Origin of the sequence: Saccharothrix violaceirubra (genome assembly GCF_014203755.1) — a bacterium.
In the GTDB taxonomy this organism is placed as follows: domain Bacteria; phylum Actinomycetota; class Actinomycetes; order Mycobacteriales; family Pseudonocardiaceae; genus Actinosynnema; species Actinosynnema violaceirubrum.
In genome coordinates this window covers 932,962-953,509 of the sequence record NZ_JACHJS010000001.1, presented here as the reverse complement: position 1 = coordinate 953,509, position 20,548 = coordinate 932,962, and the positions used below count along the sequence as shown (strand labels likewise).

The following is a 20,548-nucleotide window of genomic DNA, read 5'->3' as shown; positions in this document are numbered from 1 at the left end:
TGTAAGGCGCGTCAGTGCTCTTCCGCGAGTGCCATGCCGATGTAGCTGGCCGACAGCAGCGCGAAGATGTACGCCTGGAGCACCATGATCAGCGCTTCGAGGAACGTCAGCGCGATGGCGAAGGCGATGGAGATCGGCCCGACGATGACCGTGATGCCACCGTTGAGCAGCAGGAACTCGCCCGCCAAGGTGAACACCAGCAGGAGCAGGTGTCCCGCGAACATCGCGGCGAACACTCGGATCGCCAGCGTGATCGGGTTGAGGACGAACTTCTGGAAGAACTCGATCGGGATCAGCAGGGGCAGCACGAACCACGGCGCGCCCGGCGGGATCGTCTGGTGCTTCAAGTAGCCGACGAAACCGTGGCGCTTGAACCCGACGAAGTGGTAGACCGGGTAGACGACGAAGAGCGAGACCGCCAGGGGGAACCCGATGTGCGACATCGTGGGGAACTGCACGATCGGGATGAGCCCGAACAGGTTGTTCACCAACACGAAGGTGAAGATGGCGACGATGAGCGGCACGAACGGCTTGAAGTCCTTGGCGCCGATCTGCTCGCGGGCGATGCCGTTGCGGCCGAAGTCGTAGACTTGTTCGGCCGCGAACTGGAGCTTGCCGGGTACGATCTTCAGGTTCCGGGTGGCGACGAGGAAGAACACCGAGATGATCACGATCGACAGCACCAGGAGGATCATGGGCTTGTCGACATAAGGTTCGATGATCTTCGGGAGGAAGAAGTCCTTCACCCCGGGCGCAGTGAACTCCGCGCCGTCGGCCAGCACCATCGTGGTCACTGTGTTCCTTCCGGTTCTCCCGGCCGGCGTTCACTCCGCCGGGGGAATCGTCACGATCGGGACTAAACGTACCTTACGGACCGCACGCGCCTGCGAGAGGCACCCCACCTACCTGGGTGTCCCGTCCCGGCTCGCACGCTACCAGCCGGTTTCTCAGGCGCCGCCGGGGGTGGGCACGACCATCTGACTGCGACTGCGCTTGGAAGCGCGCACCTCCATGAAGGTGGCGACGAGGATCGTCGCGGCCATGGTGATGCCGAGCGCGTTCACGTGCAGCACAGGGAATTTCCGCAGCAGGAACATCACGAGCACGAGCATGATCAGCTTGCCCATGAACCCGCCGAGCGCGGCCACCATGATGAACTGCACGGGCAGCGCGGCCGTCTTCCGCATCAGCACCAGCGTGGCGATCGAGGACAGGCACGCGACCAGGCCGCCGACCAGGGCGGCGAGCAGTCCCGGCAACCCCTCGACCACGGTCCAGACCACAAGGCAGACACCGACCGTGACCAGGGTGGCGACCAGCGCGCCGCGGAACATCTCGGAAGCCAACCGCTTCACCACGGTCTCGTGGCTCCACTCCACGTCGTCCTGGCTCACTGTTCCCACCCTCCTCACGCGTCGTTCGGCCTGAGTGTAAAAGGGGCTTGGTTTTCGCCTGGCCGGCGGGGTGCCCGAAGCGGGCACCCGTCCGTCACTGAGCGTAGACCGCAGTTCTACGGAACGCCCTCTTTACCGACCACTGTAACGGTGCAGTGCTCACCTTCGCGCGTGCGGTGCCGAAGCTGATCGTGCGCGCTGGATCAACCGGCGATGCACTACGCGCAAAGCGAACACTCGGGCCTCACCCGCGGCGGGGTTCGCGCAGCCTCGGGATGGCCGAGACGAGCAGCGCGAGCAGCAGCCCGATCGCCAGGCACCACAGCACGACGGCGTCGTCGAACAGCGTCAACGCGACCGCGCCGAACGCCAGCACGCCCGCCCACAGGTAGATCAGCAGGACGGCGCGGCGCTGCGAGTGGCCGATCTCCAGGAGCCGGTGGTGCAGGTGCATCTTGTCGGCGGAGAACGGACTTTCGCCCCGTCGTGTGCGCCGGACGACGGCCATCAGCAGGTCGAGCATCGGCACGAAGAGGACCGCGGCCACGACCACCAGCGGCGAGAGCAGACCGAGCAGGTCGGTCGCGTCGAGCGAGCTGTAGTTGATCTTGCCGGAGGCCGACGTGGTGGCGGCGGCGAGCATCAGGCCGATAAGCATCGACCCCGAGTCGCCCATGAAGATCCGGGCCGGGTTGAAGTTGTGCGGCAGGAAGCCCAGGCACGCCCCGGCCAACGTCGCCGCGATCAGCGCCGGCGGGTACGCGCCGACCTCGCCCCCGTTGTCGGCGAGCAGGCCGATGGAGAACGCGCACGTGGCGATGGCGGCGATCAGCCCGATGCCGGCGGCGAGCCCGTCGAGCCCGTCGACGAAGTTCATGGCGTTGACCATGGTGACCGCGAGCAGCACGCTCAGCAGGGCGCCCTGGTTCTGGTCGAGCGCGAGGACGGACCCCGTGCCCGCGCCGTCGTCGCCCCACGGCACCCAGAAGACGAGCCACTGGAGCCCGAAGAGGACGAGGATGCCGGCCGAGGTGACCTGTCCGGCGAGTTTCGTCAGGGAGTCGAGTTCGAACCGGTCGTCGAGGACGCCGACGAGGACGATCACCCCGCCGCCGATCATCACGGCGTACGGGTCGTCGGAGAAGTCGAAGGCGGACCGCAGCACGGGCAACTGGTGCGCGAGCAGCATGCCGCCGATGACACCGCCGTACATGGCGAGGCCGCCCATGCGGGGCATGGGCTTGACGTGCACGTCGCGTTGGCGCGGGTAGGCGACGGCCCCGATCCGGAACGCGAGCGCCCGGACCAGGCCGACGAGCAGGAACGTGACCACGGCGGCGGTCAACGCGACGAGGAGGTACTCCCGCACGGGGAGGACGGAGGTGGCAGGCAACGGGCCCACGGAAAGCTAGCCCCTCGGCGGGTCGGCGGACTTTTCGCCACCCACGCTACTCCGGTCGCCATGATCCACTAGCCGGCGACCTCGACTTCCCGACCGAGCACCTCGCGCACCTGCGAGACGGCCACCGCACCCTCCCGCAGGACCAGCGGTTCCGGCCCGGTCAGGTCGACGATCGTGGAGGGGATGTTCTCCCCGGACGTGCCGCCGTCGAGGTAGACGCCGACCTCCTCGCCGAGCTGCTGCTGGGCCTGCGCGGCGGTGGTGGCGGGCGGGAACCCGGACTTGTTGGCGCTGGACACGGCCATCGGACCGACGTCGCGCAACAGCTCCAGGGCGACGGGGTGCAACGGCATGCGCAGCATGACCGTCCCCCGCGTGTGCCCGAGGTCCCAGGTCAACGAGGGCGCGTGCTGGAGGACGAGGGACAACCCGCCGGGCCAGAACGCCTCGATCAACGCGCGGGCGTCCCGGGGAACCGACAGGACCAGCCCGTCGATCGTCGTCCAGGACCCGACTAGGACGGGAACGGGCATGTCCGGCCCGCGCCCCTTGGCCTCCAGGAGGTACCGGACGGCCTTGGCGTCGAACGCGTCGCACCCGATGCCGTAGACGGTGTCCGTAGGCAGCACAACCAACCGGCCCGACCGCACGCCGGTGGCCGCGGACGCAAGCCCGGCCGCCCGATCGGCGGGAACACTACAGTCGTATACCCAGCTCACCGCTCGATCCTGGCACAACCACACCCGGTGACCGTAACCACGGTCACGTCCATCCCGGTCGAGAGAACCAAGACCGACGACAACCCAAACCGACACCAGCCCGAACCAGCGAGAACACGGCCACGGTCCATACCGCGCCACGCCCAGGCCCGGACGCCGACCAAGGGAAGTGCGCAGGAAAACGACAGTCTTCCGGTGATCTTGGAAATGTAGACCGACTCCCCCGCGTGTGCGGGGAAGACGCACCCGTCACCGGCACGACCAGATGCGCGTACGGACCACCCCCGCGTGTGCGGGGAAGACTGCTCGCCCTTGACGACCTTCAGACTGATCTTGGGACCACCCCCGCGTGTGCGGGGAAGACTTTCACCCGACGACCCGATCGGGTCAGAGTGAGGGACCACCCCCGCGTGTGCGGGGAAGACCAACACCATGTCGTTGGCCATCTGCCCGGTGACCGGACCACCCCCGCGTGTGCGGGGAAGACGAGATCGAGCCGTGGCTGCCGGACAGCGCGGAGGGACCACCCCCGCGTGTGCGGGGAAGACGGACCCGTCCTCTGCGGCCTCTGTGGCCTCCCCGGACCACCCCCGCGTGTGCGGGGAAGACGTCCCCGAGGTTGACCCAGAGGCTTCCGCTCGGGGACCACCCCCGCGTGTGCGGGGAAGACCGACGCAAAACCGGAGGCACCCGCCGCGGCCTGGGACCACCCCCGCGTGTGCGGGGAAGACAGGCTGTCGACGGCGTCTCGGTAGCTGGCGAGCGGACCACCCCCGCGTGTGCGGGGAAGACCGTGCTCGGCTGGCTGGAGGCGAACTGATGCCGGGACCACCCCCGCGTGTGCGGGGAAGACACTTCTTGACCTGCGACGATATCGGGCAGTTGGCCCATTTTCATTCGGTTCACAGCAGTCTCGAAAGGGTCGCGACCGACGTCGCTCACACCCGGCGGGCCGTTGCGAAACGAGGTCGACCGGCCAGGTCGAGGTGCCCCTCGACGTCGGTCAGCACCCGGCGGGCCGCCAGCAACGCGGGTACCGACTCGCCGTGGGTGTCGTCGTGTTCGATCGCCACCCAGCCGCCCGGCTTGAGCAGCCGCGCCGCCAACCCGACGACGTGGCGGATCACGTCCAACCCATCAGGTCCCCCGAACACCGCCTGACGAGGGTCGTGGTCGGCGACCTCGGGCTGCACGGGGGTGTCGTCGGGGACGTAGGGCGGGTTGCACACCACCAGGTCCGCCGTCCCCTCCAGATCCGCCAGCACGTCCGGTGCGGTCACGTCGCCGGAGTGCAGGCGGATCGGGGTGTCACCCGCCGCGGCACGCGCATCGGCGTTGCGGCGAGCCCAGGACAAGGCGGTTGCGTCGCGTTCGACGGCGTGCACGATCGCGCCGGGCCGGTTGTGGGCCAACGCCAACGCCAACGCCCCCGACCCGGTGCACAGATCGACCGCCACCGAGAAGTCCACAGTGGACAACACTCGGTCGAGTAGGTATTCCGTCTCCGGACGGGGGATGAACACCCCCGGTCCCACCGCGAGGTCGATCCCTCCCATATGGACCGCCCCGGTGAGATGCTGCAACGGCACGCGGGTCTGCCGCGCCAACACCAACTTGTGCAACGCGTCCACGACAGCCGGATCGACCAACGGGATCAACGGGAGCCGCGACCGCGACACGCCCAACACGTGCGCCGCCAACAACTCGGCGTCCACGCGGGGACTGTCGACACCCGCCGCCGCCAGCATCCGTTCGGCTTCCTGGAGCGCGGCACGCAGCGGGTGTCGGGTCACGAACCCAAGCCTAGAGCCTCAGAAGTTGATCATGTGACCGGCCAGTCCGTGCACGGCCTCCTTCACGGCCTCGCCCAGCGTCGGATGGGCGTGCACGTTGCGCGCCACCTCGTGCACGGTCAGGTCCCACTGCTGCGCCAACGTCAGCTGCGGCAGCAGTTCCGTCACGTCCGGCCCGATCAGGTGACCGCCGAGCAGCTCGCCGTGTGTGGCGTCGCTGATCAGCTTCACGAACCCGCCCGGGTCGCCGATGCCGTGCGCCTTCGCGTTGGCCGTGAACGGGAACTTCGCGACCTTCACGTCGAAGCCCTGCTCGCGGGCCTGCTTCTCCGTGTACCCGAAGCTCGCGATCTGCGGCTGGCAGTAGGTGGCGCGCGGGATCATCACGAACTCCACCTCCTGCGTCTCGGCGCCGGCGATGGTCTCGGCCGCGATGATCCCCATCGCCTCGGCCGCGTGCGCGAGCATGAGCTTCGCGGTCACGTCGCCGATCGCGAAGATGTGCGGCACGTTCGTCCGCCCGCGACCGTCGACCTCGATCGCCCCACGAGCGGTCAGCGCCACGCCCGTGTTCTCCAGCCCGTAGCCCTCGGTCCGGGGCTGGAAGCCGATGGCCTGGAGGACCTTGTCCGCCTCCAGCACCTCCTCGACGCCGTTCTTCGACACCGTGACGCGCACCTTCGCGCCCGAGTCGTCGATCGACTCCACCTTCGTGCCGGTGCGCACGTCGATGCCGAGCTTCCTGTACCGCTTCAACAGCTCCGCGGAGACTTCCTCGTCCTCCAACGGCACCACGCGGTCGAGGAACTCGACGATCGTGACCTTCACGCCGTAGTTGTGCAGCACGTACGCGAACTCGACACCGATCGCGCCCGCACCCGCGATCACGATGCTGCCGGGCAGGTCGCGCTCCAGGATCTGCTCCTCGTACGTCACCACCCGATCGGACAGCTTCGTCCCCGGCAACAGCCGCGTCGTCGCGCCGGCCGCGATGATCACCGAGTCGAACGTGACCGTCTCGTCGCCCACCCGGATGGAGTTCGCGTCGACGAACGTCCCCCGACCGTGGAACTCGGTGATGCCGTTCTTCTTCATCAGGAAGTGCACGCCCTTGACGCGCCCGTCCGCGACCTTGCGGCTGCGCTCGAAGGCGACGCCGTAGTCGAAGCGCACCTCGCCGTCGACCTCGATGCCGTAGACCTTGCGCTCGTGCTGGAAGATGTGCGCGAGTTCGGCGTTGCGCAGCAGTGCCTTCGACGGGATGCAGCCGACGTTCAGGCACACACCGCCCCAGTAACGCTCCTCGATGACCGCCGTCCGCAGCCCCAACTGGGCCGCGCGGATCGCGGCGACGTACCCGCCGGGCCCCGCTCCGAGGACCACGACGTCAAAGTGTGCGCTCATGGGCGACACATTAGGTGGCCAGTCGCGCCGTGAAGAACTCGACCGTCCGGCGCCACGCGTCGGCCTTCGCGGCGGCCGTCAACGCCGGCATCCCGCCCAGCGCGAACGTCACGCCGGGGCCGGGCACCAGCACGTCGCTCGTCGACCGGTACGGCGGACCGGCGATCAGGTGCCCCGCCCCCGGGTACACGACGTGCTCGAACTCGTGCGGGTGGTAGGAGTCCTTCAACCGCCGGTACGCCACGTCGCTCAGGTCGGTGCACGGCCAGCTCTCGTCGTCCGCGGCCGAGAGCAGCAGCACGCCGCCCTCGATCCGCTCGACCGGGATCTCGACGTCGGCAGGGATGCCGTCCGCCAGGTCGAACGCCAGCCGCAACGCCACCGGCCGACCGTCGACGATCCGTGCCCGCAACTCGTCCGGGACCGAGTACGGCAGGTACGGCAGCGGCCGGCCCTCCCACGTCCACGACGCGGCTTCGAGCCCGATCTTGTCCAGCAGTCGGTCGCCGGGCCCGATGCACTGCGTCACGACACCGCTGCCCACGACGCTGACCACGGCTTTCACGTCCGGGAACGCCGCACCGGCCAGCAACGCCAGCTCGCCGCCACGCGAGCCGCCGACCAGTCCGACGCCCGTCGTGCGCTTCTTGAGGTAGGCGATGGCCGTGCCCACGTACTCGAGCGGGATGTCGACCAGGTACTCGGGGACGCCGTCGACGCCGAAGTACGCCAACGCCAGCGCGGCGAACCCGTGCCCGGCCAGCAGTGCCGCGTCCAGCTCGTGCAGGCCGCCCTCGCTGCCGCCGAGCACGATCACGCCGGGGTGCTCGACACCGTCGTCGGGTTCGAACAGCACGCCCACCAGGCCGTTCTCGGACACCTCGGTGCGCTTGACGCCCTCGGGCACGCGCCGCCGGTCCAGCTCGACCTCACCGACGCCCGCCACGACCACCCGTTCGGGGCCGGGTTCGTCGCCGGTCGCCGTCGTCGACCAGAACAGGCCCATCGCGTCGACACCCGAGTAGCTGCCCCGCACGGGCGCGTGCACCCGCAGGTCCACCACGCCCCGGTCGTCGGCGACGAACACCGCCTCGGCGCAGCGATCACCGGTCGTGAAGCGCACCGTGACGGACTCACCCGGTGGCAGGTCCTCCACCAGGATGGCCAACGGGGTGTCGAGGGGTGCGCCGCTCGGCTTGACGGTGATGTCGGGCATGGCCGGCCCTCCGGTTGGTCACCCGCCGGCGAGGCGTTCCGCCCGGTCCGCCGACGCGAGTGCGTCCAGCACCGCGTCGAGATCGCCGTCGAGCACTTGGTCCAGGTTATGGGCTTTGTACCCGACGCGATGGTCGGAGATGCGTGATTCCGGGAAGTTGTAGGTCCGCACCCGTTCGGAACGGTCGACCGTGCGGATCTGCGTGCGCCGTGCGTCCGACGCCTCCTGCTGGGCCTTCTCCTCGGCCAACGCCGTCAGCCGGGCCTGGAGGACCTGCATCGCGCGGGCCTTGTTCTGGAGCTGGCTGCGCTCGTTCTGGCACGACACCACGATGCCGGTCGGCAGGTGCGTGATGCGCACGGCCGAGTCGGTCGTGTTGACGCTCTGACCGCCCTTGCCCGACGAGCGGAACACGTCCACGCGCAGGTCGTTCTCGTCGATCTCGATCTCGACGTCCTCGGTCTCCGGGAAGACCAGGACACCGGCCGCGCTGGTGTGGATGCGGCCCTGCGACTCGGTCACGGGCACGCGCTGCACGCGGTGCACGCCGCCCTCGAACTTCAGCCGCGACCACACGCCGTCGGGTGTGACCGCGCGGGCCTTGATCGCGACCGTCACGTCCTTGAAGCCGCCGAGGTCCGAGTCGGTGCCGTCGAGCACCTCGGCCTTCCAGCCGCGACGTTCGGCGTAGCGCAGGTACATGCGCAGCAGGTCGCCCGCGAACAGCGCGGACTCCGCGCCGCCCTCGCCGGACTTGATCTCCAGCACCACGTCGGCGCCGTCGTGCGGGTCGCGCGGCAGCAGCAGCTCGGTGAGCCGGTTCTCCAGGTCCGGGAGCCGTTCCTGGAGGTCGCGGGCCTCCTGGGCGAACGCGTCGTCCTCGTCGGCCAGCTCGCGCGCCGTCCCCAGGTCCTCACGCGCCCGGTCCAGGTCGTCGGCCGCGCGGATGATCGGGGTCAGCTCCGCGTACCGCTTGCCCAGCTTGCGCGCTCCCGCCTGGTCGGCGTGCACCGAGGGGTCCGCGAGCCGCTTCTCCAGCTCGGCGTGCTCGGCACGCAGGTCGTCCAGGGTCACGGTGGCGCTCCTTGCCGGGGTGTGGGGACGAAAAAGGCGCCCACCCCGTGCGGGTGGACGCCGATTCCAGTGCTACTTGGCGCGCTTGCCGTAGCGGGCCTCGAAGCGCGCGACCCGACCACCGGTGTCGAGGATCTTCTGCTTGCCGGTGTAGAACGGGTGGCAGTTCGAGCAGACCTCGACGTGGATGGAACCGGAGGTCTTCGTGCTGCGGGTGGTGAACGAGTTGCCGCAACCGCAGGTGACCTCGGTCGTCACGTATTCGGGGTGGATGCCGGTCTTCACGTCTTGATCCCTTTCGGTGGTGGCCGCCGGGTCCCGCTGGCACGGGTGAACCGGAGCCGGACTCGACCTGACAGTGTGCCAGACGCTCCGTCATGCGGTGTAACCAGCGTCGGAGCCGTGGTGTTCCCGTTGGTCGCGTGGGGACCGCCGCTGGGCGCACGATGCAGCCGTTCGACTACTCAGGGCGTTCGCGTTGCTCCGTTCGCGCGCACACCGCGCACACTGTGCCGCGTGTCATGCATCGTCGGACGCCCGCTGCGCCCGGTCTCGTGGCTCGCCGTGCCCGTCCTGTTCGGCACGGCGGTGCTCGGGCTCACCGGGCTGGGTGCCGTGCTGCTCGGGGACCCACGCCCGATCACCCTGCCGTCGGCGTTGTTCGGCGCCTCGGCCGCCATGGGTTTCGTGACCGCGCCGCTGGTCTCCTGGCGACGCTACCGCCCGCCGCGCTGGGCCTACCCCGCCGCCTTCCTGGTGGTCGGCGTGTTCGCGGACGGCGTCCAGGTCCCCGTCGGCCTGTCCTGCCTGATCGGCCTGCCCGCCGTCGCCTTCCTGGTACACCGCTACTTCGTCGAACGCCGCCTCACCGCCGAGTCCGCCCACCAGTCCGGCTGGTCCTGACCGCGCGAGTTATACGTTCAGACACCGCGAGTTGTGCACTCAGGCACCGCGAAACATGCACTCACGACACGCCGAAGCCCGCCCGGAAGACTCCCGGACGGGCTTCGGCGCGATCGGGCTCAGTCGTTGTCGGAGCCCGGGGTGGTCTTGGCCACCTGCATCAGGAACTCGATGTTGGTCCGGCTCTTGCGCAGCCGGTCCAGCAGGAGGTCGATCGCCTGCTGGCTGTCGAGCGCGTGCAGCACCCGACGCAGCTTGTGCATGACCGCCAGCTCGTCCGGCGACAGGAGCAGGTCCTCCTTGCGCGTACCCGACGAGTCCACGTCCACCGCCGGGAACGTCCGCTTGTCCGCGATCTTGCGGTCGAGCTTCAGCTCCGCGTTGCCGGTGCCCTTGAACTCCTCGAAGATCACGCTGTCGCCCGCGGAACCCGTCTCCACCAGCGCGGTGGCGATCACGGTCAGCGAGCCGCCGCCCTCGATGTTGCGGGCCGCGCCGAGGAACCGCTTCGGCGGGTACAGCGCCGTCGAGTCGACACCACCGGACAGGATGCGGCCGGACGCCGGGGCGGCCAGGTTGTACGCACGACCCAGACGCGTGATCGAGTCCAGCAGCACGACCACGTCGTGGCCCATCTCGACCAGGCGCTTGGCCCGCTCGATGGCCAGCTCCGAGATCGTCGTGTGGTCCGACGGCGGGCGGTCGAAGGTGGAGGCGATGACCTCGCCCTTCACCGACCGCTGCATGTCGGTGACCTCTTCGGGACGCTCGTCCACGAGCACGACCATCAGGTGGCACTCGGGGTTGTTCGTCGTGATCGCGTTCGCGATCGACTGGAGCACCGAGGTCTTGCCCGCCTTGGGCGGGGAGACGACCAGCGCGCGCTGCCCCTTGCCGATCGGCATCACCAGGTCGATGACGCGCGTCGTCAGGATGTGCGGCTCGGTCTCCAGCCGCAGCCGCTCGTTCGGGTACAACGGCGTCAGCTTGGTGAAGTCGGGCCGGTTGCGCGACTCCTCCGGGTCCAGGCCGTTGATCTTGTCGACGCGGACCAGCGGGTTGAACTTCTGCCGCTGCTGCTCGCCCTCGCGGGGCTGGCGCACGGCACCGATGATCGCGTCACCGCGACGCAGGCCGTACTTGCGGACCAGCGACAACGACACGTACACGTCGTTGGGCCCGGCCAGGTAGCCCGACGTGCGGACGAACGCGTAGTTCTCCAGCACGTCCAGGATGCCCGCCACGGGCAGCAGCACGTCGTCGTCGCGGACCTCGGTGTCGGTGCTGCGACCGGTGTCCTCGCCCCGGCCGCCACGACGCCGACGATCGCGGAAGCGCCGGCCGCGCCGACCGCCTTCCTCGTCGTCCTCGTCCTGCGCCACGTTCTGCCGGTCGCGATCCCGGTCCCGATCCCGGTCCCGGTCGCGGTCACGCCCGCGGTCCCGATCGCGGTCACGGTCCCGACCGCGGTTGCGGTCACCGCGCTCGCCCCGGTCACCGCGCTCGCCCCGCTCCTGGCGCTGTTCGCGCTGCTCACCGCGTTCCGGGCGCTCGACGCGCTCGGGACGCTGCTGCTCGGCCGGCGCGGTGGCGGGCGCCTCGGGTGCGGTCGTCGACGCGGCGGCCTCCGGGCTGCCGGTCGGACGGTTCGCGGAGCGGCGACGCCGGTTGCCCCGACGACCGCCTTCCTCCTCGGCGGCGGGCCGGTCGGTCACGTCGAGCTGCTGCTGGACGGGCTTCTCCGGCGCCTTCTCGACCACGGGAGCGGCGGGCGCCTCGACGGAGGCGGGCTTCTCGGCCGCCTTCTTGTCCGACTTGGACGGCGTCGCGGCACCGCCACGACCGGAGGTTCCGCCCTGGCGCTCCTTGATGGCCGCGATGAGATCGCCCTTGCGGAGTCCCGCGGTCGCCGTGATGCCGAGTTGGCCCGCGAGTTCGCGGAGTTCGGCCAGCACCATTCCAGAGAGGCCGGCCCGCCTGCGTGGCGCGGCGGTTCCGTTCGAAGGGGTGGACAGAGCGGTCTCCTCGGCTCCGGAACGGGCTGCGGCGGTGGGAGCAGCTGGAGCTTCGCTGCTCAACAGATCGGTGTTGCTCACACATGTCCTTCCTGACCGGACAGCGCCTCCTACGCGGTCCAGCGGACCTGCCGTCCGACGGTATTGCGGTGCGGCAGTTTCGCCCCGGTTCAGGCGGACCTCTTCTGCGCTGGGGAAGCGCGCCAAAGCGGAGTCCTCCGGTACGGGACTTTCGGTCACACGGCGAGCGGGTGCCTTCCAGCCTCGACCCCGTCCGTACGGCACAGGGCCAAGTCACTGGAGGAATGCGATCCGGAACACAGTGTCCGGGCACCACACCGGCGCCCGTGCGCGCGGTGACTGATGGCCCCGAGGGTAGACGCAGCCCCGGTCAGGTGCAACAACCGGGGCACGGCGCGTCGTCCCGCTCAGCCGAGTGGCGCAACCGTCACGCCAGCGAGGTCCACCGGCAACGGCCGGGTCGCGAACCCCGACGTGTCGACGCCGGCGGGCAGCACCCCGCCCTCGGGCAGCGCCAGCACGGTCGGTCCCGCACCGGACACCGCCGCCGCCACACCGGCCGCCCGCAACGCCGTGACCAGCGCGGACGTGGCGGGCCAGGCCGGTTGGCGGTACGGCTCGTGCAGCCGGTCGTCCAACGCCTCGACCAGCAGCGCCGGGTCGCGCGTCAGGGCGTGCACGGCCAGCGCAGACCGCCCGGCGGCGAACGCGGCGTCGGCGTGCGGCACGGTCGCGGGCAGCAGGCCGCGGGTCGTCTTCGTCGACGACTCCACGTCCGGCACCAGCACCACCGGCCGCACGTCCGGGTGCGGGTCCAGCCGCGCGAAGCGGTACCGGGTGCCCACGGTCCACGCCACGACCACGCCACCGAACATGCCGGCCGCCGCGTTGTCGGCGTGGCCCTCGAACTCGGCGGCGAGTTGCAACGCGTCCGTGTCCAACTCGCGACCGGCGAACGCGTACGCCGCCGCGACGCCCGCGACGACGGCCGCCGCCGAGGAGCCCAGGCCGCGCGAGTGCGGGATGGCGTTGCGACAGCGCAACCGCAGGCCCGACACCTTCACGTCGACCTGGGCGCACGCCTCGCGGAAGGCCCGGACGACCAGGTGCGACTCGTCGGTCGGCACGGTCGCGCCCTCGCCGGAGACCTCTACGACGAGGCCATCGGCGCGGGCCTCGAACTCCAGCTCGTCCCGCAGCCCCAGCGCCATGCCCAGCGCGTCGAACCCCGACCCCAGGTTGGCGGTCGACGCGGGCACCGACACCCGGAAGCCGGTCACGCCAGCTCCAGCGCGGTGGCGACCGCGTTGGGGTCCACCGGCACCGGCTCGACCTCGGTCACGGTGCTCAACGCGGTGTCCGGGTCCTTGAGCCCGTGGCCGGTCACCGTGCAGACCACGACCGAGCCCTGGGGCAGCCGGCCGTCCGCGCTGGTCGCGAGCAGGCCGGCGACGCTCGTGGCCGACGCGGGCTCGACGAAGATCCCGTCGTGCCGGGCCAGCGCCCGGTACGCCTCGAGGATCTTCTCGTCCGTGACCGCCTCGAACAGGCCGCCGGACTCGTCCTTGGCCGCCACCGCGCCGGTCCACGACGCCGGGCTGCCGACCCGGATCGCGGTCGCGATCGTCTCCGGGTTCGCGACCGGCTCGCCGTGCACGAGCGGCGCCGACCCGGCGGCCTGGAAGCCGAACATGCGCGGCGTGGCACCGATCACACCGTCACGGGCGTAGTCGGAGTAGCCGCGCCAGTACGCGGTGATGTTGCCCGCGTTGCCGACCGGCAGGCAGTGCACGTCCGGCGCGCGGCCCAGCACGTCGCAGATCTCCCACGCGGCGGTCTTCTGGCCGATCAGCCGCACCGGGTTGACCGAGTTGACCAGCGTGATCGGGAACTCGGCCGCGGTCTTCGAGGCCAGCTCCAGGCAGTCGTCGAAGTTGCCGTCGATCTGGAGGATGCGCGCGCCGTGCATGACCGCCTGGGCCAGCTTGCCCAGCGCGATCTTGCCGCGCGGCACCAGCACCGCCGCGGTCAGCCCGGCCTTGGCCGCGTACGCCGCGGCCGACGCCGACGTGTTGCCCGTCGACGCGCAGATGACCGCCTTGATGCCGCTGGCCAGCGCGTACGTCATGGCCACGGTCATGCCGCGGTCCTTGAACGAGCCGGTCGGGTTCGCGCCCTCGACCTTGACGTAGACGGTGTTCCCCGTCACGTCGGACAGGTAGTCCGACGCGACCAGCGGGGTCCCGCCCTCATGCAGGGTGACGACCTTGGCACCCTCGGGAAGTTCGATCCGGTCCGCATAAGCGCGGATCAGACCGGGCCACCCCGGTCGCACGCCTGCTGGGATCGTCATGTCTCTTCGCCTTCCACACGCATCACGCTGACCACTTCCCGAACCACCGGCAGTCCGCTGATTTTGTCCACGGTCGACCGCAGTGCCGCGTCCGTCGCGGCGTGGGTGACGACCACCAGTCCGGCGTCGTCGACCCGTCCCTCCTGGCGCACGGCCGCGATGCTCACGTCGTGTTCCGCGAACACCGCCGCCACCTGCGACAGCACACCCGGCCGGTCGGCCACGTCGAGGCTGATGTGGTACCGCGTCGGAGTCTGGCCCATCGGCCGCACGGGCAGCGCCGCGTACGCCGACTCGCGCGGGCCGTGCCCGCCGCCCACCCGGTTGCGCGCGGCGGCGACCAGGTCGCCCAGCACCGCGCTCGCGGTCGGGGCACCGCCGGCGCCCTGGCCGTAGAACATCATCTCGCCCGCCGCGTCGGCCTCGACGAACACGGCGTTGAACGCGCCGTTCACGCTCGCCAGCGGGTGCGCGACCGGGATCATCGCCGGGTGCACGCGCACCGCGATGCTCTCCGTGCCGTCGACCTCGACGCGTTCGCAGATCGCGAGCAGCTTGACCACGCGCCCCAGGCCCTTGGCGGCGGCGATGTCGGCCGCGCTGACCGACGCGATGCCCTCGCGGTGCACGTCGGAGGCGGTGACCCGGCTGTGGAACGCCAGCGACGCCAGGATCGCGGCCTTGGACGCGGCGTCGTAGCCGTCCACGTCCGCGGTCGGGTCGGCCTCGGCGTACCCGAGCCGGGTCGCCTCTTCGAGCGTCTCGGCGTAGCTCGACCCGGTCGAGGTCATGCCCGAGAGGATGAAGTTGGTCGTGCCGTTCACGATGCCCATCACGCGGGTGATCCGGTCACCGGCGAGGGACTCGCGCAACGGCCGCAGCAGCGGGATCGCCCCCGCGACGGCGGCCTCGAAGTACAGGTCGGCGCCCGAGGCGTCGGCCGCCTCGAACAACTCGGCCGAGTGCTCGGCGAGCAGCGCCTTGTTCGCGGTCACCACGGACTTGCCGCCCTCGAGCGCCTTGCGCAGCAGCGTGCGCGTGGGCTCGATGCCACCGATGACCTCGATCACCACGTCGACGTCCGAGGCGACCAGCGCCTCGGCGTCGGTGGTGAGCAGGTCCGCGGGCACCTCGCGGTGCTTGTTCGGCTTGCGGACGGCGATGCCGGCCAGCTCGATCGGCGCGCCGACGCGCGCCGTGAGGTCGTCGGCCTGCTCGGTGAGCAGCCGCACCACCTCCGTGCCGACCGTCCCGCACCCGAGCAGGGCGACCCTGATCGGACCGTGCTGTTTGTGGCCGGGCACGTCACACCTCCAGGCGGAACAGGTCTTCCTCGGTCTCGCGGCGCAGCAGCGTCCGGTCCTGCCCGTCGGCGACCGCGACGAGCGCGGGCCGGGGCAGGCGGTTGTAGCCGCTGGCCATCGAGTAGCAGTACGCGCCGGTCGCCGCCACCGCGAGCAGGTCGCCGGGCGCGAGGTCGTCGGGCAGCCAGCAGTCGCGGACGACCACGTCGCCGGACTCGCAGTGCTTGCCCACGACCCGGCACAGGACGGCGTTGGCGTCCGGTCCGGCCGCGCGCGACACCAGCTTGCAGTCGTAGACCGCGTCGTAGAGGGCGGTGCGGATGTTGTCGCTCATCCCGCCGTCCACGCTGACGTACCGGCGGATCGCGCCGGCGTCGAGCTGCACGTCCTTGATGGTGCCCACCTCGTAGAGGGTCACCGTGCCGGGTCCGACGATCGCCCGTCCGGGTTCGACGGCGATGTGCGGCGTCGGCAGGTCGTTGTGCTCGCACTCCTTCGCGACGATGTTCGCGAGCTGCCGGGCGAGTTCGGCGGGCGGCGGCGGGTCGTCGTCGGGCGTGTAGGCGATGCCCAGGCCGCCGCCGAGGTCGACGGTGGACAGGTCGGACAGCACGTCGTCACCGTGCTCGTCGCGCAACTGGGCGACCAGGCCGACGACGCGGCGCGCGGCGACCTCGAAGCCGCTGGCGTCGAAGATCTGCGAGCCGATGTGGCTGTGCAGGCCGATCAGCTTGAGGCCCTCGGCCTTGAGCACGCGGCGCGCGGCCTCGGCGGCGTCGCCGGAGGACAGCGAGAAGCCGAACTTCTGGTCCTCGTGCGCGGTGGCGATGAACTCGTGGGTGTGCGCCTCGACGCCGACCGTCACGCGGATCATGACCTGCTGGACGCGGCCGTGCTCGCGGGTGATCTGGTCGAGCCGGGCGATCTCGTGGAACGAGTCGAGCACGACCACGCCGACACCGGCCTCGACCGCACGGGTCAGCTCGGCGACGGACTTGTTGTTGCCGTGCAAGGCGATCCGCTCGGGCGGGAAGTCGGCGCGCAGCGCGATGGCCAGTTCGCCGCCGCTGCACACGTCGATGCTCAGGCCCTCTTCCGCGACGAACCGGGCGACCGCGACGGACAGGAACGCCTTGGAGGCGTAGTGCACGCGGGTCGGGTCGCCGAACGCCTCGGCGTGGTCGCGGCAGCGGGACCGGAAGTCGGCCTCGTCGAGGACGAACAGCGGGGTGCCGTGCCGCTCGGCGAGGTCGCGCACGTCGACGCCGGCGAGCCGGACCACGCCGTCCTCGCCGCGTGCGGCGTTGCGCGGCCACACACGCGGGTGCAGGTCGTCGAGCGCGTCCGGAGTGGACGGACGGGTGCCCGCCGTGTTGGCGGGCACCAGGACGTCGGCGTGCCGGGGACCGGCCGGGTGCGCGCGCATCACATGCGCTCCGGCGCGGTCACGCCCAGCAGGGCCAGACCGTTGCGGAACACCTGGCGGGCCGCGACGTAGAGCTGGTGCCGGGCACCCTGCTCCTCGGTCGGCTGCTCGTCGCCACGCGGCGTCACGCGCAGTTCCGGGGTGTCGTAGTGCCGGTGGAACGTGCCCGCGAGTTCTTCGAGGTACCGCGCGATCCGGTGCGGTTCGCGCAGTTCGCCGGCGGTCTCGACGACGCGCGGGTACTCGCCCAGCGTGCGGATGAGGTCGCCCTCGCGGTCGTGGGTGAGCAGGTCGAACCGGTCGTTGGGCACGACGCCCAGGTCGGCGGCGTTGCGCAGCACCGAGCAGATGCGCGAGTGCGCGTACTGCACGTAGTAGACCGGGTTGTCGTTGCTGTGCTTGCGCAGCAGGTCGAGGTCGATGTCCAGCGACGCGTCGGCGGACGATCGGGACAGCGCGAACCGCGACGCGTCCACGCCGACGGCCTCCACCAGGTCCTGCATGGTGACGACCGTGCCGGCCCGCTTGCTCATCCGCACGGGCTTGCCGTCGCTGACGAGGTTGACGAGCTGGCCGATCAGGACCTCGACCGTGTCCGGGTCGTCGCCCACCGCCGCCGCGGCGGCCTTGAGCCGGGCCACGTAGCCGTGGTGGTCCGCACCCAGCATGTAGATGCACAGGTCGAAGCCGCGCGACCGCTTGTCCAGGAAGTAGGCGATGTCGCCGGCGATGTACGCGGGCGCACCGTCGCTCTTGATGACGACGCGGTCCTTGTCGTCGCCGTACTCGGTGGACCGCAGCCACCACGCGCCGTTGGCGAAGTAGAGCGAGCCCGAGGTCTTCAGTTCCTCCACGGCCTTGGCCACGGCGCCGGAGCGGTGCAGCGAGTCCTCGTGGAAGTACACGTCGAAGTCGGTGCCGAAGTCGTGCATGTCCCGCTTGATCTCGTCGAACATCAGGTTCACGCCGATCGAGCGGAAGACCTCATGGCTGTCCGGCGCGGACAGCGCGCCCGGCTCGCGGCGCAGCACCTCGGCGGCGATGTCGCCGATGTAGGCGCCCGCGTAGCCGTCCTCGGGGGCGGGTTCGCCCTTGGCGGCGGCGATCAGGGACCGCACGAACCGGTCGATCTGCGCGCCGGCGTCGTTGAAGTAGTACTCACGGGTCACCTCGGCGCCGTTCGCGGTCAGCACGCGCCCCAGCGCGTCGCCGACCGCCGCCCACCGCGTGCCGCCCAGGTGGACCGGGCCGGTCGGGTTCGCGGACACGAACTCCAGGTTGACCTTCACACCCGCGTACTTGCCGCCGCGGCCGTACGCCTCGCCCGCGCGCAGCACGTCGCGCACGATCTCGCCCTGCGCGTCGGCGGCCAGGCGCAGGTTCAGAAAGCCCGGACCCGCCACGTCGACCGACGCGATCGAGTCGGTTCCGGTGAGCGCCTCGGCGAGCCAGCCGGCCAGGTCACGGGGCGCGACACCGAGCTTCTTCGCGGTCTGGAGGGCCAGGTTGGTGGCGTAGTCGCCGTGCTCGGGGTTGCGCGGTCGCTCGATCGTGACCGCCTCGGGGAGGGCGGCGGGGTCGAGGCCGCGGGTGGACAGCACGTCCACGGCCGTCGCACGGACGAGTTGAGCGAGTGCTGCGGGAGTCACCCGGCAAGTCTAGGGAACTGTTCCCGCTGGTCTCGACCGGGTTACGTCCCACCTGACGGGAGCGACGCGCTGTTGATGTCAACAGTCGGGTGACCGGGAGTTGACGTCGACCAGACACCCTGTCCCTACACTGACCGGCGGCATGGGTGGATGACTTCCGGACCTGAGGCGGACATGACCAGCGGCAAGAAGACGAAGGCGGCGCGGTCCAGCGTGGCTGCGGCCCGTTCCTCGGTGGTGGCGAGCAAACCGAAGCCGTGGGGGACGATCGTCGCCGTGATCGCCGTCCTCGCGCTCGCGGGTGGTGTGTTCGGCTACGCGATCACGCAGCTCAACGAGAAGAGCGACCGCGAGGCCGCGCTGGCCAAATGGAACCCGACCGAGGAGAACAAGGACCCCTCGGACCAGATCCAGGGCGTGGTCAAGAAGACCTACGAGGCCGGCAAGCACGTGCAGCCGACCCAGCGCGTGGGCTACGACCTGTCGCCGCCCTACGGCGGCCCGCACGACTCCACGTGGGCCAACTGCATGGGCGTCGTCTACGCGAAGCCGGTGCGCACCGAGAACATGGTCCACTCGCTGGAGCACGGTGCCGTGTGGATCGCCTACAACCCCGACCAGGTGACGGGTGAGGCGCTCGACAAGCTGAAGAAGAAGGTCGAGGGCCGGCAGTTCTCCATGCTGTCGCCGTACCCGGGCCTGGACAAGCCGATCTCGCTGCAGTCGTGGGGCCACCAGCTCAAGGTCGACTCGGTCGACGACGAGCGCATCGACCAGTTCGTGCAGTCGCTGCTGCGCAACCAGTACCAGTACCCGGAGATCGGCGCGGCGTGCGACTCCAGCACGTTCGACACCGAGAACCCGCCGCCGTTCGTGGCCGAGAAGCCGGGCGCCGACGCCATCCCGATGGAGGGCGGCGAGAAGGACGCGACCGAGGCCGGTGGCGAGATGACCGGCACGGTCGCCCCCACCGCAGCCCCCACTGCGGGCACCGGGGCGCCGGCCACCCAGGGTTCCGCCGCGCCGACGACGCAGCCGAGCAGCTGACGTGGAGGAAGTCGAGCAGCGGCGCGGCCTCACCGCGACGCGGACCGTCGTCGTGTCCGTCGCGGTGGTGGCCGTGCTGCTGCTCGGCGCCGCGATCGGGCTGCTGATCAAGCTGCCCGGGACGCCCTCGTCGTCGGTGCCCGCCCGGGAATCCGTCGACGTCGGATTCCTCCAGGACATGGCCGTGCACCACCTCCAGGGCATCACCATGGCCAACGCGGCCCGCGACAAGACGACCGACAAGTTCGTCCGGCAGCTCGCGTTCGACATCCAGTCGACGCAGTTGGAGCAGGTGGGTCGGATGAAGGGCTGGCTGAGCCTGTGGGGTCAGCCGGAGCAGTCGGTCGACGGCACGCACATGGCGTGGATGGAGTCCGGCTCGCACGAGCACTCGTCCGCCGCGCCGTCGGCCGCCGTGTCGGGTCTGATGCCGGGCATGGCGACCTCGGAGGAGCTGTCGAAGCTGCGGAGCCTGTCGGGCACCGAGTTCGACGTCTACTTCCTCCAGCTCATGCTGCGCCACCACCAGGGCGGTGCGCCCATGGCGAAGTACGGGTCCGAGCACGCGGGCGAGGCCGTGGTGCGGACGCTGGCCGCCAACATGCTCAAGTCGCAGACGGGCGAGGCGGACTACATGCGCACGCTGCTCGCCGAGCGCAACGCCCAGCCGCTGCCGTTCCCGTAGGCGGGTTTCCGCAGTACACGGGGCAGGTGATTGCGGGCGCGGCACCTGCCCCGTGCGTACGGTCGGAAGGGGACCACGTCCCCCGTACTCCCCGTCCGACTCCCCTTGCACTACGGAAGGACACAACCCTCCAGGTGGAGGTG

General features: G+C 70.4%; 18 protein-coding genes and 1 CRISPR repeat array. Of the genes, 3 read left to right on the top strand and 15 right to left on the bottom strand.

Features of this window, described 5'->3' with window-relative positions; translation table 11 throughout:
* Nucleotides 1-11: 11 nt before the first annotated feature.
* The 9 genes from atpB to rpmE form a co-directional block, all read right to left on the bottom strand.
* On the bottom strand, nucleotides 12-794 hold the full coding sequence (gene atpB, locus F4559_RS04660; protein WP_184666337.1) for a F0F1 ATP synthase subunit A: 783 nt from the start codon (nucleotides 792-794) through the stop codon (nucleotides 12-14).
* A 153-nt stretch (nucleotides 795-947) separates the two neighbouring features.
* Entirely contained in the window at nucleotides 948-1,394 is a 447-nt protein-coding gene (locus F4559_RS04655; protein WP_184666336.1) for a Cg1360 family ATP-synthase-associated protein, read from the bottom strand.
* Between the two features lie 244 nt (nucleotides 1,395-1,638).
* On the bottom strand, nucleotides 1,639-2,796 hold the full coding sequence (locus tag F4559_RS04650; RefSeq protein ID WP_184666335.1) for a glycosyltransferase family 4 protein: 1,158 nt from the start codon (nucleotides 2,794-2,796) through the stop codon (nucleotides 1,639-1,641).
* 68 nt (nucleotides 2,797-2,864) lie between these two features.
* The gene (locus F4559_RS04645) at nucleotides 2,865-3,515 is read right to left on the bottom strand and encodes an L-threonylcarbamoyladenylate synthase (RefSeq protein ID WP_184666334.1); all 651 of its coding nucleotides are present in this window, start codon (nucleotides 3,513-3,515) and stop codon (nucleotides 2,865-2,867) included.
* Between the two features lie 214 nt (nucleotides 3,516-3,729).
* Nucleotides 3,730-4,368: direct repeats of the CRISPR family, unit length 28 nt; unit sequence GGACCACCCCCGCGTGTGCGGGGAAGAC.
* A gap of 85 nt (nucleotides 4,369-4,453) precedes the next feature.
* Nucleotides 4,454-5,308 (bottom strand): peptide chain release factor N(5)-glutamine methyltransferase, encoded by an 855-nt coding sequence (gene prmC / locus F4559_RS04640; RefSeq protein WP_184666333.1) that lies wholly within the window; start codon nucleotides 5,306-5,308, stop codon nucleotides 4,454-4,456.
* Between the two features lie 18 nt (nucleotides 5,309-5,326).
* The gene (gene lpdA / locus F4559_RS04635) at nucleotides 5,327-6,712 is read right to left on the bottom strand and encodes a dihydrolipoyl dehydrogenase (protein WP_184666332.1); all 1,386 of its coding nucleotides are present in this window, start codon (nucleotides 6,710-6,712) and stop codon (nucleotides 5,327-5,329) included.
* A 10-nt stretch (nucleotides 6,713-6,722) separates the two neighbouring features.
* Complete coding sequence (locus F4559_RS04630) at nucleotides 6,723-7,928, bottom strand: acyl-CoA thioesterase/bile acid-CoA:amino acid N-acyltransferase family protein (RefSeq protein ID WP_184666331.1); 1,206 nt, start codon at nucleotides 7,926-7,928, stop codon at nucleotides 6,723-6,725.
* Between the two features lie 18 nt (nucleotides 7,929-7,946).
* On the bottom strand, nucleotides 7,947-9,002 hold the full coding sequence (gene prfA / locus F4559_RS04625; RefSeq protein WP_184666330.1) for a peptide chain release factor 1: 1,056 nt from the start codon (nucleotides 9,000-9,002) through the stop codon (nucleotides 7,947-7,949).
* 72 nt (nucleotides 9,003-9,074) lie between these two features.
* Nucleotides 9,075-9,287, bottom strand: coding sequence for a 50S ribosomal protein L31 (rpmE, locus tag F4559_RS04620; protein ID WP_184666329.1), 213 nt, complete (start codon nucleotides 9,285-9,287; stop codon nucleotides 9,075-9,077).
* A gap of 231 nt (nucleotides 9,288-9,518) precedes the next feature.
* Here rpmE and F4559_RS04615 point away from each other — a divergent pair, with 231 nt between their 5' ends.
* Complete coding sequence (locus tag F4559_RS04615) at nucleotides 9,519-9,905, top strand: hypothetical protein (protein WP_184666328.1); 387 nt, start codon at nucleotides 9,519-9,521, stop codon at nucleotides 9,903-9,905.
* A 119-nt stretch (nucleotides 9,906-10,024) separates the two neighbouring features.
* Here F4559_RS04615 and rho read toward each other — a convergent pair whose 3' ends face one another.
* The 6 genes from rho to argS form a co-directional block, all read right to left on the bottom strand.
* On the bottom strand, nucleotides 10,025-12,001 hold the full coding sequence (rho, locus tag F4559_RS04610) for a transcription termination factor Rho (RefSeq protein WP_184666327.1): 1,977 nt from the start codon (nucleotides 11,999-12,001) through the stop codon (nucleotides 10,025-10,027).
* Between the two features lie 347 nt (nucleotides 12,002-12,348).
* Complete coding sequence (gene thrB / locus F4559_RS04605) at nucleotides 12,349-13,221, bottom strand: homoserine kinase (RefSeq protein ID WP_184666326.1); 873 nt, start codon at nucleotides 13,219-13,221, stop codon at nucleotides 12,349-12,351.
* Nucleotides 13,218-14,294: a threonine synthase gene (gene thrC, locus F4559_RS04600; protein ID WP_184666325.1), complete on the bottom strand. Its 1,077-nt coding sequence runs from the start codon at nucleotides 14,292-14,294 to the stop codon at nucleotides 13,218-13,220. The genes thrB and thrC overlap by 4 nt, the downstream gene beginning before the upstream one ends.
* Nucleotides 14,291-15,598, bottom strand: coding sequence for a homoserine dehydrogenase (locus tag F4559_RS04595; protein WP_184666324.1), 1,308 nt, complete (start codon nucleotides 15,596-15,598; stop codon nucleotides 14,291-14,293). The genes thrC and F4559_RS04595 overlap by 4 nt, the downstream gene beginning before the upstream one ends.
* A gap of 1 nt (nucleotide 15,599) precedes the next feature.
* Entirely contained in the window at nucleotides 15,600-17,024 is a 1,425-nt protein-coding gene (gene lysA / locus F4559_RS04590) for a diaminopimelate decarboxylase (RefSeq protein WP_184666323.1), read from the bottom strand.
* Complete coding sequence (gene argS, locus F4559_RS04585) at nucleotides 17,024-18,673, bottom strand: arginine--tRNA ligase (RefSeq protein ID WP_184666322.1); 1,650 nt, start codon at nucleotides 18,671-18,673, stop codon at nucleotides 17,024-17,026. Before argS ends, lysA begins: the two co-directional genes overlap by 1 nt.
* Nucleotides 18,674-18,847: 174 nt before the next feature.
* Here argS and F4559_RS04580 point away from each other — a divergent pair, with 174 nt between their 5' ends.
* Nucleotides 18,848-19,720, top strand: a complete 873-nt coding sequence (locus F4559_RS04580) for a thioredoxin-like domain-containing protein (protein WP_184675465.1) — start codon at nucleotides 18,848-18,850, stop codon at nucleotides 19,718-19,720.
* A gap of 1 nt (nucleotide 19,721) precedes the next feature.
* Complete coding sequence (locus tag F4559_RS04575; protein WP_184666321.1) at nucleotides 19,722-20,405, top strand: DUF305 domain-containing protein; 684 nt, start codon at nucleotides 19,722-19,724, stop codon at nucleotides 20,403-20,405.
* Nucleotides 20,406-20,548: the final 143 nt, after the last annotated feature.

What these genes read in the sequence shown, in the direction of transcription:
- lysA (WP_184666323.1), bottom strand. Translation starts at nt 17,024, where the DNA reads ATGCGCGCGCACCCGGCCGGTCCCCGGCACGCCGACGTCCTGGTGCCC.
- F4559_RS04580 (WP_184675465.1), top strand. Translation starts at nt 18,848, where the DNA reads ATGACCAGCGGCAAGAAGACGAAGGCGGCGCGGTCCAGCGTGGCTGCG.
- thrC (WP_184666325.1), bottom strand. Translation starts at nt 14,294, where the DNA reads ATGACGATCCCAGCAGGCGTGCGACCGGGGTGGCCCGGTCTGATCCGC.
- F4559_RS04630 (WP_184666331.1), bottom strand. Translation starts at nt 7,928, where the DNA reads ATGCCCGACATCACCGTCAAGCCGAGCGGCGCACCCCTCGACACCCCG.
- lpdA (WP_184666332.1), bottom strand. Translation starts at nt 6,712, where the DNA reads ATGAGCGCACACTTTGACGTCGTGGTCCTCGGAGCGGGGCCCGGCGGG.